Here is a 12,243-nt window from a genome sequence, read left to right on the forward strand (position 1 = left end):
CCGACTCACGCGATGCCACAATGCATGAAAGCTATCACTCTCTACGATGTCGCCCTCCTTGCGGGGGTTTCTTATCAGACCGTTTCCCGCGTCATTAACGACGCGGAGCATGTTTCTGCCCGCACGCGGGAAAAGGTGCAGCAGGCGATGGCGGAGCTGCACTACGTGCCTAACCTGCGCGCACAGCAGCTGGCGGGTAAACGCACCCGCACGCTGGGACTTATCACCACCGATCTGGCCCTGCATGCGCCCTCGCAAATTGTGTCGGCGGTAAAATCCCGCGCGGCGGAACAGGGGGCGAGTGTCCTTATCTCCATGGTGGAACAGCCGCAGCAGTGTCAGGTCGCGCTTCAGGCGTTGCTGGCGCAGCGGGTGGACGCGCTGCTGGTGAATGTTCCGCTTGACGATCGTGACGCTGAAGAACTCAGGGCACTGGCGTCGCCCGTCCCGGTGCTATTTCTCGATGTGGCGCCTTCAGCGCGGGTAAACAGCCTCGTGTTTAACGCGGAGCAGGGGGCGCGTCTGGGCGTTGAGCATCTGCTTTCGCTGGGGCATCGACATATTGCTCTGCTGAGCGGGCCGGAAAGCTCGGTCTCTGCTCGGGCGCGTCTGGCGGGGTGGAAAGCCGCTCTGGCCCGCGCGGGGCATGAAGCCGTTGAGGTGGCTTACGGTGACTGGAGCGCCGCCAGCGGCTATGAGAAAGGGCATGTCCTTCTGTCGGGGACGATATTACCGGATGCCATTCTGGTGGCTAACGATCAGATGGCGCTCGGGGTAATGCGCGCCTGCGCGGAAAAAGGGATCGCTATTCCTGGCCAGATGTCGGTGGTCGGGTTTGACGATACGGCCGACAGCGCCTGGTTTTCCCCGCCGCTGACGACCATTCGTCAGGCGTTTCGCGATGCGGGTGAACGCAGTGTGGAATGGCTGCTGGCCCCCACCGGGGAGGAGGCGTGCTGGCAGGTTCAACTGCCGGTGACGCTGGTTACCCGTCATTCAAGCGCACGCCGCAACCCGAAGCAGGCTGAACGCGAGGATCTGGCGGAGCAGCTGAGAAGCCTGGCACTCCTTGCCGAGCAGATTGCCCGCAAATAAAACTTTGTGATCTGACTCGCTACCCTGCGAATGGGCGCTTTACCATCGCCGGGTGCCAGGGCATGTTAACCAAAATTGTGAGCGCTTCGCAAAGAGGTTACTATGTCCACCACTTCACCGCTGACCCTCAGCGCCATTCTGGCCCGTCGGGACTGGGAAAACCCCGGCGTCACCCAGTGGAACCGTCTGCCCGCACATGCGCCGTTACACAGCTGGCGCAATGAATCTTCCGCCAGAGATGACGCCGGATCTACCAGCAGGCGCTCTCTCAACGGGCTATGGCGGTTTAGCTATTTTTCAGCGCCGGAGCAGGTTCCTCAAGCATGGGCAATTGAGGATTGCGCGGATGCCGTCGCAATGCCCGTACCGTCGAACTGGCAGATGCAGGGGTTCGACACGCCCATCTACACCAATGTCACCTATCCCATCTCCGTTAACCCACCTTTTGTGCCGCAGGAAAATCCGACAGGTTGTTACTCGCTCACATTTGAAATGAATGACGCCTGGCTTCAGAGCGGGCAAACACGCATCATCTTTGACGGTGTGAACTCGGCGTTCCATCTCTGGTGCAACGGGAAGTGGATAGGCTATTCCCAGGACAGTCGGCTACCCGCCGAATTTGACCTCTCGGCGGCATTACGCCCCGGGCAGAACCGCCTGGCGGTCATGGTATTGCGCTGGTGCGACGGCAGCTATCTTGAAGATCAGGACATGTGGCGCATGAGCGGCATTTTCCGCGATGTGACTTTGCTGCATAAACCCGATACCCGGATTGCCGATTATCACGTGGTGACGGACCTGAATAAGGAGCTGGACCGCGCGGTGCTGAAGGTTGATGTCGCGCTGGCAGGCGCTGGCTTTGCAGACTGCGAGGTGGTTTTTACCCTGTGGCGCGCGGAGGAAAAATGCGCCTGCGTTTCCCGGCGTCCAGGGTCAGCCATCGTCGACGAGCGCGGCAGCTGGGCAGAGCGCTTAACGGCGGCGATGCCCGTTGAACAGCCCGCGCTCTGGAGCGCTGAAACGCCAGAACTGTATCGCCTGACGATTGCGCTTATCAACCCGCAGGGTGAAGTGCTTGAGATTGAGGCGTGCGACGTGGGCTTCCGCCGCGTTGATATCAGCAATGGCCTCCTGAAGCTCAACGGTAAACCGCTGCTGATCCGAGGGGTTAACCGGCACGAGCATCACCCGGAAAACGGCCAGGTGATGGACGAAGCGACCATGCGCCGCGATATCGAAATCATGAAGCAGCACAACTTCAACGCCGTGCGCTGCTCGCACTACCCGAACCATCCGCTGTGGTACCGGCTTTGCGACCGCTACGGGCTGTACGTTGTTGATGAAGCCAACATCGAAACCCACGGTATGGTGCCGATGAGCCGCCTTGCAGACGATCCACGCTGGCTGCCCGCCATGAGCGAGCGCGTGACCCGAATGGTGCAGCGCGATCGTAATCATCCCTCAATTATCATTTGGTCGCTGGGCAATGAGTCCGGGCACGGCGCAAACCACGACTCACTGTATCGCTGGGTGAAATCCACGGATCCGACGCGTCCGGTGCAGTATGAAGGCGGCGGCGCGAACACGACGGCTACCGATATTGTGTGTCCGATGTATGCCCGTGTCGATCAGGATCAGCCCTTCCCGGCAGTGCCTAAATGGTCAATCAAAAAATGGATCGGTATGCCGGACGAAACGCGTCCGCTGATCCTCTGTGAATATGCTCACGCGATGGGGAATAGCTTTGGCGGGTTCGCGAAATACTGGCAGGCGTTTCGCAGCCACCCTCGCCTGCAGGGGGGATTTGTCTGGGACTGGGTCGATCAGGCCCTGACGAAACAGGACGAAGCTGGCAACGCGTTCTGGGCCTACGGGGGAGACTTTGGCGATAAGCCGAACGATCGGCAGTTCTGCCTCAATGGCCTGGTATTCCCCGATCGCACGCCGCACCCGGCGCTGTACGAGGCGCAGCGCGCCCAGCAGTTCTTTACCTTTACGCGGGTCAGCACCTCGCCGCTGGTGATTGAGGTGCAAAGCGGCTACCTGTTCCGCCACACCGATAACGAAGTGCTGAGCTGGACGGTTGCCCGGGACGGGGACGTGCTGGCCGCGGGAGAGGTGACGCTCTCGATGTCGCCTGAAGGTATCCAGCGTCTGGAGATCGACCTGCCGGAGCTGAAAGCCGGGCCGGGTGAGGTCTGGCTGAACGTTGAAGTTCGCCAGCCGCGGGCAACGCCGTGGTCACCGGCTGACCATCGCTGCGCGTGGGAGCAGTGGCCGCTGCCGGCTCCACTCTTTATTGCTCCGCCAGCTCCGGTGGGCGAGCCGCCGGTCTTGACGCAAAACGATCGCGTCCAGGAGATCTCCCATCGTCAACAGCGCTGGCAATTCGATCGCGCAACCGGAAATCTGACCCAGTGGTGGCGAAATGGCGTTGAAACGCTGCTTTCACCTCTGACGGATAACGTCAGCCGCGCGCCGCTGGACAACGACATTGGCGTAAGTGAAGCGACGAAGATCGATCCAAACGCCTGGGTTGAACGCTGGAAAGCGGCGGGCATGTACGATCTCACCTCGCGCGTTCTGCACTGTGAGGCAGAGCAGCACGCAGACGAAGTAGTGGTCACAACCCAGCACGTCCTTGAGTATCGCGGCAAAGCCCTGTTCATGAGCCGTAAAGTCTGGAGGGTGGACGAGCGAGGCGTTCTGCATGGCGATATTCAGGTCGATATTGCATCTGATATCCCGGAGCCTGCGCGCGTTGGCCTGAGTGTTCATCTCGCCGAAACGCCGGAAAACGTCTCCTGGCTGGGACTGGGGCCGCATGAAAACTATCCGGACAGAAAGCTGGCGGCACAGCAGGGGCGCTGGACATTACCCCTGGCGGAGATGCACACGCCGTATATCTTCCCGACGGAAAATGGTTTGCGCTGTGATACGCGGGAGCTGACGCTGGGAACGCATCAGCTAAATGGCCAGTTCCACTTCTCGGTGAGCCGCTATAGCCAGCAGCAGCTGCGGGAGACAACCCATCATCATCTGCTGCGGGAAGAGCCGGGATGCTGGCTTAACCTCGATGCGTTCCATATGGGCGTGGGCGGCGACGACTCCTGGAGCCCCAGCGTTTCACCGGAATTCATTCTGCAGACACGTCAGCTGCGCTATACCTTCAGCTGGCAGCAGAACCCTTAACTGACCGTGGAGATGCGGCCACAGAGCGTGGCCGCAGGCTTACGCCAGAATGCCGCTCAGGCCATGTAGGCTCATGTAAATTCCTACCACGGTAATCAGCGCAGCGGAGATCCACGGTGCCTTACGGGAGAATTCGCTAAACCCGGGCCAGCGTTTGGTCGCGTGCTTGAGGCTTAAGGCGGCAATCGCGCCGGAAGCGACCAGCGTTAACGCCAGACCAATACTGAAGCTGAACACCAGAGTCGCGCCGAGGGCGAAATGCTTAAGCTGCAGGCAGATCAGCAGCACGGTGATGGACGCCGGGCAGGGGATAAGTCCGCCGGTCAGGCCAAACATCATAATCTGTCCGGTGGTGACATTTTGACCGCTGAAGCGGCGGTTAATATCCTGCGCGTGAGCGCGCTGGTGGGCGTCCTGCCACTCTTCTTCAATCAGCGTGTGTTCGTGGTGATAATGATCATGATGGTGGTCATGGTCATGGTCATGGTCGTGGTGGTGATGGCTATCATGGTCGTGATGATGATCGTGCGGCTGGCTCTCTTTCCAGGTTCGCCACGCCATCCACAGGGCGATCGCAACGATCAGCACCCCGGAGATCAGCTGGAACCAGGGTTCGGACGTATGCGCATCCCAGCCCCGACCAAACCATAATCCCGCCATCGCAACGAGCCAGACCACCGCCGTATGGGAGAGCGTTGCCGCCAGGCCAAGCAGTACCGCCTGTTTCAGCGTGCCGCGGATGGCAACAATAAAGGCTGCCATCATTGTTTTTGAATGGCCCGGTTCCAGGCCATGCAGCGCACCGAGCAGGATAGCGCTGGGAACAAACAGCCAGGCATTGCCCTGCTGAAGAAGTAAAGCAAAATCGGTCATGGGAAATTCCGGAGTGGAAAGCGTGCGGAGATACTACTCCCCCCCAGTAGCTTAATACTACCCCCCAGTAGAAAAATACTCAGGGGGAGTAGAGCGTGATATGCTTTAAAAGCCAAAAAATTAGGGATACAGAGATGTCACATACCGTTAGAGACCAGAAGATGTTACTGACTCGCCTGAAGAAAATTCAGGGGCAAAGCACCGCGCTGGAAAAAATGCTTAACAGCGATCACGAATGCGCCGAGGTGTTACAGCAGCTGGCGGCGATCCGCGGGGCGGTCAATGGCATGATGATGCAGGTGATCGAAGGGCATTTAACCGATCACGTGGTGAAAGAGCCTGAAGAAGCGCAGCGTGAAGCCGATCTTGGCGTGGTGTTGCGGGTGATCAAATCCTATCTCAAGTAGCGTGCGTGCCGAGGTTATTTTCTGCCCAAAGAATAAATTCCGTTTTTGGCAGTGCCTTGCTGTAGTACCACCCCTGCCCGTACTGCACGCCGTGACGGTGTAGCCAGGCGAGCTGCCCTGCGGTCTCGATGCCCTCCGCCACCATCGCCAGCTTCAACGACTTTGCTATTTCAATGATGTGCGGCGTCACGTTTTTATACTCCAGCGCATCGACGAACGATTTATCAATTTTTAGCGTGTCGACGTCCAGATCCTGCAGATAGCTCAGGCTGGAATAGCCCGTGCCAAAATCATCAATATAGACAGGGTGGCCTGAACGGCGAAACGCTGCGATAGCCGGCGCGCTAATTTTGGGATCGGCAAAGCCGCGCTCGGTGAGCTCAAGGGCGATTTGTCGGGGATGTATTTGCCACTTATTCAGTAGCTGACTCAGTAAAGGTGGAAGGATGCCGGAGGTTAAATCGGCAGGGGCGAGGTTAATGGAGATATGCTGATCGGGATGGCGTTGCAGCCAGTGGCCCATATCTTCAAACACCTTTTCGATGACTAACTGCGTCAGCTGCGAGATGAGCCCCGTTTGCTCGGCAAGGGGGACAAAAATATCCGGCGAGAGGCTGCTTCCGTCTGGCTGCGGCCAGCGCGTCAGCGCTTCTGCGCCCACAATTTTTCCGCTACAGAGCGCCACGATGGGCTGATAGTGAACCACAAAATCCCGGCTGTTAATGGCGTCAAGCAGGCGATTGCGAGGCGACTGGATACGACGCAGGATCCGCAGGACAAACAGCGCGGCGAGCAGACTTATTAACATGCCGAACGGTAACCAGAAAAGAAGCTGCCGGTGCCAGGTTTCAGCCAGCGGTTTGAGCGTTGCCCATGCGACGACGGTAAATCCAAGCTCAGGTACAGACTTCATGACGTACATTGAACCGTTGTACTGCACGCTTTTGACATCCCGCTCCTGAACCATGTCGCGGATGTGAGAATTGAGCTTACTGCTGCTGGCGAATATGCGGTGTGTTGTAGTGCCTACCAGGGCGGCATCAATCGCTATCTCGCCGAAAGGGATAACGTCCACCAGCGAGGCAGGATCGACCATGACAAGGTAGTGGCCTTTTCCCAGCACTGCCATGTAGCGGTTAAACCCAAGATCGTTTTGCGTGGTCAGCCATGCGCTGTAACCATCTTCGGTAATGCGCATCGGAGGAGGGAAAGGGGGGGCATGACTGGTTTGCTCGAGGGAGGAGCAGAGCGGCTGAAGGTTATCGATATAAATCACTTCCTGAACATATCGCCACGAAAAAGCGACCCGGCGCATCTCTCTTAACTGCAACGGGCTACACGGCACCCCTTCAAAGGCCTGCAGGTGATCGAGCGCTTCTTTTGCCTGATCCACAACTCTGTCGGTTCTTACCAACACGCGTGATGCATAGTTATCCAGCGCATTGGCAAACTTATCTTCCGCCTGGCGATGGGCCAGCCAGATGCTCAGGCAAATGGGAACCAGCACAGAAAAAATAAGTATGCCAGTCACCAGACTGACCAGATGTCGGGTTTTCATGCTGTCGTGTCCTTCCTCGTATACCCGTTCCTGGGCATTGAGTTCCTTGCCTGAAGAGAAAGATTTTACCGCGAAATGATATAGTTATAGCACGTGGGCAGCCAGGTTTTCATTTTATCTCAGGCAAACGAGAAAATATCGCCCGGCGAGAGGGGGTTGTTTTTTCGAACTGGCCTGGATATTATTTTGTTATGTTATAACAAAACACAAAGGATTTACGATGAAGCCTGATATCCATCCAGCCTATCGCACCGTGGTATTCCACGACACCAGCGCTAATGAATACTTCAAGGTTGGCTCAACCATTAAGACCGACCGCGAAATTGAACTCGACGGTGAAACGTATCCGTACATCACCATTGAGGTTTCTTCGAAATCGCACCCGTTTTATACCGGTAAGCAGAAAACGTTCTCCACGGACGGTAGCGCCGCGCGCTTCCGCAAGCGTTTTGGCGGTTTTCTCAATGCGAAGCGGGGCTAACCATGCAGGTACTTAACTCATTACGCAGTGCAAAGCAGCGTCACCCGGATTGCCAGATAGTCAAACGCAAGGGACGCTTATACGTGATTTGCAAATCTAATCCGCGCTTTAAGGCGGTTCAGGGACGTAAAAAAAGACGCTAGACGCGCGTTTCTCGCCAGCTTTCCAGGGATCTTTTCTGTTTGCCATCGGCAGTAAAATTGTCGGTGGCAAGCCAGCTTTCAAAGGCGCTCGCCAGCGCCGGCCACTCTTTGTCGAGAATAGAAAACCAGTCGGTATCCCGGTTACGGCCTTTTATGACCAGCGCCTGGCGAAAGCGCCCCTCAAACTGAAAGCCCAGACGCAGCGCCGCTTTACGGGAAGGCTCGTTCAGGCTATTGCACTTCCATTCATAACGTCGGTAGCCCAGGGTATCGAACACGTACCGCATCAGCAGATATTGCGCCTCTGTCGACCCTGGCGTGCGGCTTAACAGAGGAGAGAAATGAACGTGCCCCACTTCCACGACCCCGTTTTTAGGATCGATCCGCATCAGGGACAGCGTCCCGACAGGAGACTCGGTCTGGTTATCCATAACGGTAAAGTGGATGGGATCGGATAACTCACTTACGCTCGCCACCCATTTGGCAAACTCTTCTGCGGTGGCATCGGGTTCACGCAGTAGCCATGTCCAGCTGCGGGTATCTTCGGCCAGGGAATAGGCGGAGAACAACGCGTGGGCATGCTCCACGCGCAGCGGCTCAAGCCGACAATAGTGACCCTGAAGGACCACCCGGGACGGGTGTTGACGAGGTTGCCAGTCGATAAGGGCTTCGCCTACAGGCTGTCCAAACTCATTGAATGTATTCATGTTTATTTCCATGTCGTTGAAAAGAACTCCAGATTAGTGAATTGCTGGTTCCTTAAAAAGAACCACCAGGCTATGTTTTTCTGGTACCACTAGGAGGAAAGATGAATATACCGGGTGATGAGCTTTACACTTTGCTCCATGCTGCGCTGAAAAAGCGTGGGCAAGAGACGCTCCAGCGCACGCTCTATCATGCTTTGCGGGAGGCGATACTGTGCGGCAGGCTTCGGTCCGGCAGCCAGCTGCCCGGTTCGCGAACGCTGGCGCAGCAGATCTCGGTTTCCCGAAACACCGTCAATGCGGCGCTGGACCAGCTCACGCTCGAAGGTTATTTGCTGCGTAACCGTCAGGGGACACGGGTGGGGCAATTCGCTCATCGTACGATTGCCCGAACGCTGCCGGAGCCTGACGTCAGGCTGACAAAACGTGTCGCCCTGCTGCCCGCCCCTGTGCCGCGCGATACCCCTGTGATGGCGTTCACGCCGGGAACGCCTGCCATTAACTATTTCCCCTTGCCGCTGTGGCGGCGATTGTACGATCGTGTTCTGCGCGAGGAGGGAAGTGCCCTGTTAGGCTATGGTGACCCGGCCGGTGAACCGTCTCTGCGGGCAGCGATTGCCCGGCATCTCGCCTTGTCCCGCGGTATCGACTGCGACGCCAGCCAGATTGTGCTCACCGAAGGTGCGCTCGAGGGGGTCAATCTCTGCACGATGATGTTAAGCGAGCCTGGCGATGTCGCCTGGGTAGAAAACCCGGGCTATAGCGGGGCAAAGAGTGCGTTTGTTAAAACCGGCCTGGCGATGACGGGGATACCGGTTGATGACGAGGGAATGTGCTGGGAAGGGCTGGATGCGCCTGCCCCCTCAATGATCTTTACATCGCCTTCGCATCAGTTCCCTTACGGGAGCGTGCTCAGCGCGCGGCGGCTGGCGCTGCTTGACCTGGCCCGGCAGCACAACGCGTGGATCATTGAAGATGATTACGACAGCGAGTTCCGTTATGCCGGTGAGCCCGTACCGGCGATGCTGGGAATGGTCAACAATGCGCCCGTTGTGTATCTGGGGACGTTCAGTAAAACGCTGTTTCCGTCACTTCGCATGGGGTTCATGGTGTTACCGCCAGCGCTGGCTAAGGCGGTTCGTCCGGCCATCGGCTCGCTGTTGCGGGGTGGGCATCGTGCCGAACAGCGCACCCTGGCGCTGTTCATTGAAGAAGGTCATTACGCCCGCCACCTTGCCGCCATGCGTCGGCTGTACCGTAAACGCTACCGCCAGCTGCGGGAGGTGCTGGGCGCCGAGCTTCATACTCCGCACCGCATTCTGGCAGGCGAAGGTGGGATGCATCTGACGCTGGCGATAGACGGTATTGACGACCAGAGGCTGGTGGCGAAGGCGAGAGCGTTTCAGCTGGCACCCGCTGCACTGAGCGGGTATTACCTGGAGGCGAAGCAGGGGCAAACCGGGCTGGTTTTAGGTTACGGTAATACCTCTGCTTCTCAGTTTGCGCCGGGGATCCGACGTCTGCAGGCGTTAATTACGCAGCAGCAGGGCGAGAAAGGGTAAAGACATCATAGAATGAGAGCTGTCCTTTGGTGGAGACCATTTTCTGCAGCTTCTCTTTTTGCCCGGCTTCAACTGCCGGAGAGTGCATGATGTTTTCGATCAGCTCCTCTGGCACGTAACGCGTGTTGTACCATTCGCCGTTATAGCAGACCCGAAAATCGAGCACGTCGATATCTTCGTAACGGTAGCGCGGATTCACGTCGAAAAAGAAAAAGGCGTTAAAGACGACAAACAGTACAACCAGCAGCCAGACGGAGTCCACCAGCGTTTCGGACTTCAGCATAACAATAAGCGTCGCCAGCCAGGCGGCATACATGGCGACAAACAGGCCAGGATGTTTGCGAATAAAGCTAATGCTAAAGCGCGGGCGATTATCGCGCTTTTCGCGGAGGTTAAGATCGTCGATGGTGGCGGTAAGCAGGCGCTGTATCTCGGTCATTTTTTGCCTTCATGAGAGTTGACAATACAGGGTGTCTGCCAATTTTAGGGGAGCCATCAGGCTGAAAAAAGTAACAGTCTGGCGCTAAAAGACTATAACAGTTGACTCCCCGCGACTTCACAGCGCTTTGATAATTTTTGCCGGGTTGCCGCCAACGACGACGTTAGCCGGGACGTCTTTCGTCACGACCGCGCCGGAGGCCACCACCACATTATCACCAATGGTGACGCCAGGGTTAATGACCGCCCGGCCACCAATCCAGACGTTATTTCCAATATTGACGGGTTTTCCAAACTCCACGCCGCTGTTTCGCTCCTCCGCATCCAGCGGGTGGGTTGCCGTATAAATATGAACACCCGGCGCGAGCATACAGTTATCGCCAATATGAACAGGGCAGACATCCAGCATTACGCAGTCGAAGTTAGCGTAAAAGTTTTTGCCCAGATAAATGTTATATCCGTAGTCGCAGCGGAAGCTCGGCTCTATATAAGCGCCTGCGCTTTGTCCGAGAAGTTCCGCCAGAATGTTCTGGCGTTCTGTTTTTTCATCAGGCGCAGTGTGGTTATAGCGGTAAACCAGATGGCGGGCCCGCAGTCGGTCAGCCCGTAATGTCTCATCGCCGGGGCGATAATGTTCACCGGCAATCATTTTCTGTTTTTCTAAGCTCACTGGAAACCTCTCTGGATGTTATTACCGCAGATTAATCGGAACTGGCCAGAAGGGGAACGTTCCCGGAAAGCCGATGTGACCATCGTCACAACATTGCTGTTGTTGAACGCGTTTTACACGGAGACCTGGCGTACGCACAGGGGGCATAACGGGATAGGTAAAACTCAGAACGAGGCGTAGAACTCTACAGACACCCTTCAAAGATTAACGGACAAATTTCCACACAGAAGTAGGGATTTTGTCATACAGCTTATTCATTGTTAGTTCAGCAAGACGATGGTCAGCGGCTGAATAAAATACCGCCAGTTCATTATCAGAAAGCTCGTATTTATTCTTTTCAATGACGCGTTCAAGCGTGTCAATTGACTGACAACGTCGTAAGCGCATCAAATAATCGATCTTTGTGAGTGGTTTATCAGACATAAATTCACCTTAGTAATTGTAATAATTTTAACAGGAAAGACTCACCGGGTTAGCTCTGCTCACGTTGACGAAACAGCGGAATAGCCGATTTCCCGATTTACGCCATTTTTGCAAATCCTGAGCGTTAATGCCGTAACTACTGAACAACATAAAGGTGTCGTCCAGGTATTCATCAATTTGCTCGATGAGCTTATTATCTTCATTGTACTTAATTTTATAATTAAGTGCGAAGGTTGCGATATGCTCTATCAGCTCATTCAACTGTAAATTGATGGCAGACGTTGGATCGTTTACCCAGCCATGGTTACTTTCATCAAGATTGGCAAGGCAGTCATGGTACAAGGATTCGCAGAGAAATTTCAACTGCGCGATATCATGCCTTTTTGGCGAGTACTCGTCCATAGCGCATCCCCTTCTGAGTGATTTCTTACTCACCGAACATCATTGTCGGGATGGATACAACTGACTTAGCTACATGAGTGCTGTGTTCCTGATAACCTAACTATAAGCCACTCCTTCCTGGATTTCATCGCGCTATTACGAAAAATTACAAATAAAACCGCAGGCTGGGGGCTTGAACGCAAATGGTCGTCCTGGACTCAACGTTTTTATCCAAATTAACGACGGTGCTTTATCGCTTCCTTACGTTTCATTGGCTTAGCAAAAATGATGAGAAAAGTTCAGATTAAGACTTATC

13 protein-coding genes are annotated in these 12,243 nt (G+C 55.8%); 6 read left to right on the plus strand and 7 right to left on the minus strand.

All coding sequences use genetic code 11. The features are described 5' to 3' along the window. Positions 1–24 precede the first annotated feature (24 nt). Positions 25–1,095, plus strand: coding sequence for a LacI family DNA-binding transcriptional regulator (locus tag KGP22_RS05060; protein ID WP_149366108.1), 1,071 nt, complete (start codon positions 25–27; stop codon positions 1,093–1,095). A 102-nt stretch (positions 1,096–1,197) separates the two neighbouring features. Next, positions 1,198–4,287 (plus strand): beta-galactosidase, encoded by a 3,090-nt coding sequence (locus KGP22_RS05065; protein ID WP_149366107.1) that lies wholly within the window; start codon positions 1,198–1,200, stop codon positions 4,285–4,287. Between the two features lie 39 nt (positions 4,288–4,326). On the opposite strand, the gene KGP22_RS05070 is transcribed toward KGP22_RS05065, so the two are convergent. Then, positions 4,327–5,160 (minus strand): nickel/cobalt efflux protein RcnA, encoded by an 834-nt coding sequence (locus tag KGP22_RS05070; protein ID WP_223581454.1) that lies wholly within the window; start codon positions 5,158–5,160, stop codon positions 4,327–4,329. A gap of 134 nt (positions 5,161–5,294) precedes the next feature. Here KGP22_RS05070 and KGP22_RS05075 point away from each other — a divergent pair, with 134 nt between their 5' ends. Continuing rightward, positions 5,295–5,567, plus strand: a complete 273-nt coding sequence (locus tag KGP22_RS05075; RefSeq protein WP_111963398.1) for a metal-sensing transcriptional repressor — start codon at positions 5,295–5,297, stop codon at positions 5,565–5,567. Here the strand turns inward: KGP22_RS05075 and KGP22_RS05080 are convergent. Then, positions 5,560–7,125 (minus strand): EAL domain-containing protein, encoded by a 1,566-nt coding sequence (locus KGP22_RS05080; protein WP_111963397.1) that lies wholly within the window; start codon positions 7,123–7,125, stop codon positions 5,560–5,562. The two genes, KGP22_RS05075 and KGP22_RS05080, sit on opposite strands and share 8 nt — an antisense overlap. 220 nt (positions 7,126–7,345) lie before the next feature. Between KGP22_RS05080 and KGP22_RS05085 the strand changes: the two genes are divergently transcribed. After that, the gene (locus KGP22_RS05085) at positions 7,346–7,606 is read left to right on the plus strand and encodes a type B 50S ribosomal protein L31 (protein WP_010428154.1); all 261 of its coding nucleotides are present in this window, start codon (positions 7,346–7,348) and stop codon (positions 7,604–7,606) included. 2 nt (positions 7,607–7,608) lie between these two features. Beyond that, complete coding sequence (gene ykgO, locus KGP22_RS05090; RefSeq protein WP_003859006.1) at positions 7,609–7,749, plus strand: type B 50S ribosomal protein L36; 141 nt, start codon at positions 7,609–7,611, stop codon at positions 7,747–7,749. On the opposite strand, the gene KGP22_RS05095 is transcribed toward ykgO, so the two are convergent. Then, positions 7,746–8,456 (minus strand): GNAT family protein, encoded by a 711-nt coding sequence (locus KGP22_RS05095; protein WP_115874370.1) that lies wholly within the window; start codon positions 8,454–8,456, stop codon positions 7,746–7,748. The genes ykgO and KGP22_RS05095 overlap by 4 nt on opposite strands. Positions 8,457–8,557: 101 nt before the next feature. Here KGP22_RS05095 and KGP22_RS05100 point away from each other — a divergent pair, with 101 nt between their 5' ends. Further along, positions 8,558–10,015 carry a PLP-dependent aminotransferase family protein gene (locus KGP22_RS05100; protein WP_223581456.1) on the plus strand — a complete coding sequence of 486 codons (1,458 nt, stop codon included), beginning with the start codon at positions 8,558–8,560 and terminating at the stop codon, positions 10,013–10,015. On the opposite strand, the gene KGP22_RS05105 is transcribed toward KGP22_RS05100, so the two are convergent. From KGP22_RS05105 to tomB, 4 genes are all read right to left on the minus strand, one after another. After that, on the minus strand, positions 9,987–10,454 hold the full coding sequence (locus KGP22_RS05105; protein WP_023310598.1) for a YlaC family protein: 468 nt from the start codon (positions 10,452–10,454) through the stop codon (positions 9,987–9,989). The genes KGP22_RS05100 and KGP22_RS05105 overlap by 29 nt on opposite strands. A 117-nt stretch (positions 10,455–10,571) precedes the next feature. After that, the gene (gene maa / locus KGP22_RS05110) at positions 10,572–11,123 is read right to left on the minus strand and encodes a maltose O-acetyltransferase (protein ID WP_111963392.1); all 552 of its coding nucleotides are present in this window, start codon (positions 11,121–11,123) and stop codon (positions 10,572–10,574) included. 204 nt (positions 11,124–11,327) lie between these two features. Next, a complete protein-coding gene (locus KGP22_RS05115; protein ID WP_008499287.1) occupies positions 11,328–11,546 on the minus strand; it encodes an HHA domain-containing protein in 219 nt (72 codons plus the stop codon). A 27-nt stretch (positions 11,547–11,573) separates the two neighbouring features. Continuing rightward, complete coding sequence (tomB, locus tag KGP22_RS05120; RefSeq protein WP_008499288.1) at positions 11,574–11,948, minus strand: Hha toxicity modulator TomB; 375 nt, start codon at positions 11,946–11,948, stop codon at positions 11,574–11,576. Positions 11,949–12,243: the final 295 nt, after the last annotated feature.

Source organism: Enterobacter sp. JBIWA005 (assembly GCF_019968805.1).
Classification (GTDB): Bacteria; Pseudomonadota; Gammaproteobacteria; order Enterobacterales; family Enterobacteriaceae; genus Enterobacter; species Enterobacter vonholyi.

Excerpts from the sequence above, each read along its gene's own strand:
- KGP22_RS05060 (WP_149366108.1), top strand. The coding sequence starts at position 25 with ATGAAAGCTATCACTCTCTACGATGTCGCCCTCCTTGCGGGGGTTTCT.
- KGP22_RS05065 (WP_149366107.1), top strand. The coding sequence starts at position 1,198 with ATGTCCACCACTTCACCGCTGACCCTCAGCGCCATTCTGGCCCGTCGG.
- KGP22_RS05070 (WP_223581454.1), bottom strand. The coding sequence starts at position 5,160 with ATGACCGATTTTGCTTTACTTCTTCAGCAGGGCAATGCCTGGCTGTTT.
- KGP22_RS05075 (WP_111963398.1), top strand. The coding sequence starts at position 5,295 with ATGTCACATACCGTTAGAGACCAGAAGATGTTACTGACTCGCCTGAAG.
- KGP22_RS05080 (WP_111963397.1), bottom strand. The coding sequence starts at position 7,125 with ATGAAAACCCGACATCTGGTCAGTCTGGTGACTGGCATACTTATTTTT.
- KGP22_RS05085 (WP_010428154.1), top strand. The coding sequence starts at position 7,346 with ATGAAGCCTGATATCCATCCAGCCTATCGCACCGTGGTATTCCACGAC.
- ykgO (WP_003859006.1), top strand. The coding sequence starts at position 7,609 with ATGCAGGTACTTAACTCATTACGCAGTGCAAAGCAGCGTCACCCGGAT.
- KGP22_RS05095 (WP_115874370.1), bottom strand. The coding sequence starts at position 8,456 with ATGAATACATTCAATGAGTTTGGACAGCCTGTAGGCGAAGCCCTTATC.
- KGP22_RS05100 (WP_223581456.1), top strand. The coding sequence starts at position 8,558 with ATGAATATACCGGGTGATGAGCTTTACACTTTGCTCCATGCTGCGCTG.
- KGP22_RS05105 (WP_023310598.1), bottom strand. The coding sequence starts at position 10,454 with ATGACCGAGATACAGCGCCTGCTTACCGCCACCATCGACGATCTTAAC.
- KGP22_RS05115 (WP_008499287.1), bottom strand. The coding sequence starts at position 11,546 with ATGTCTGATAAACCACTCACAAAGATCGATTATTTGATGCGCTTACGA.
- tomB (WP_008499288.1), bottom strand. The coding sequence starts at position 11,948 with ATGGACGAGTACTCGCCAAAAAGGCATGATATCGCGCAGTTGAAATTT.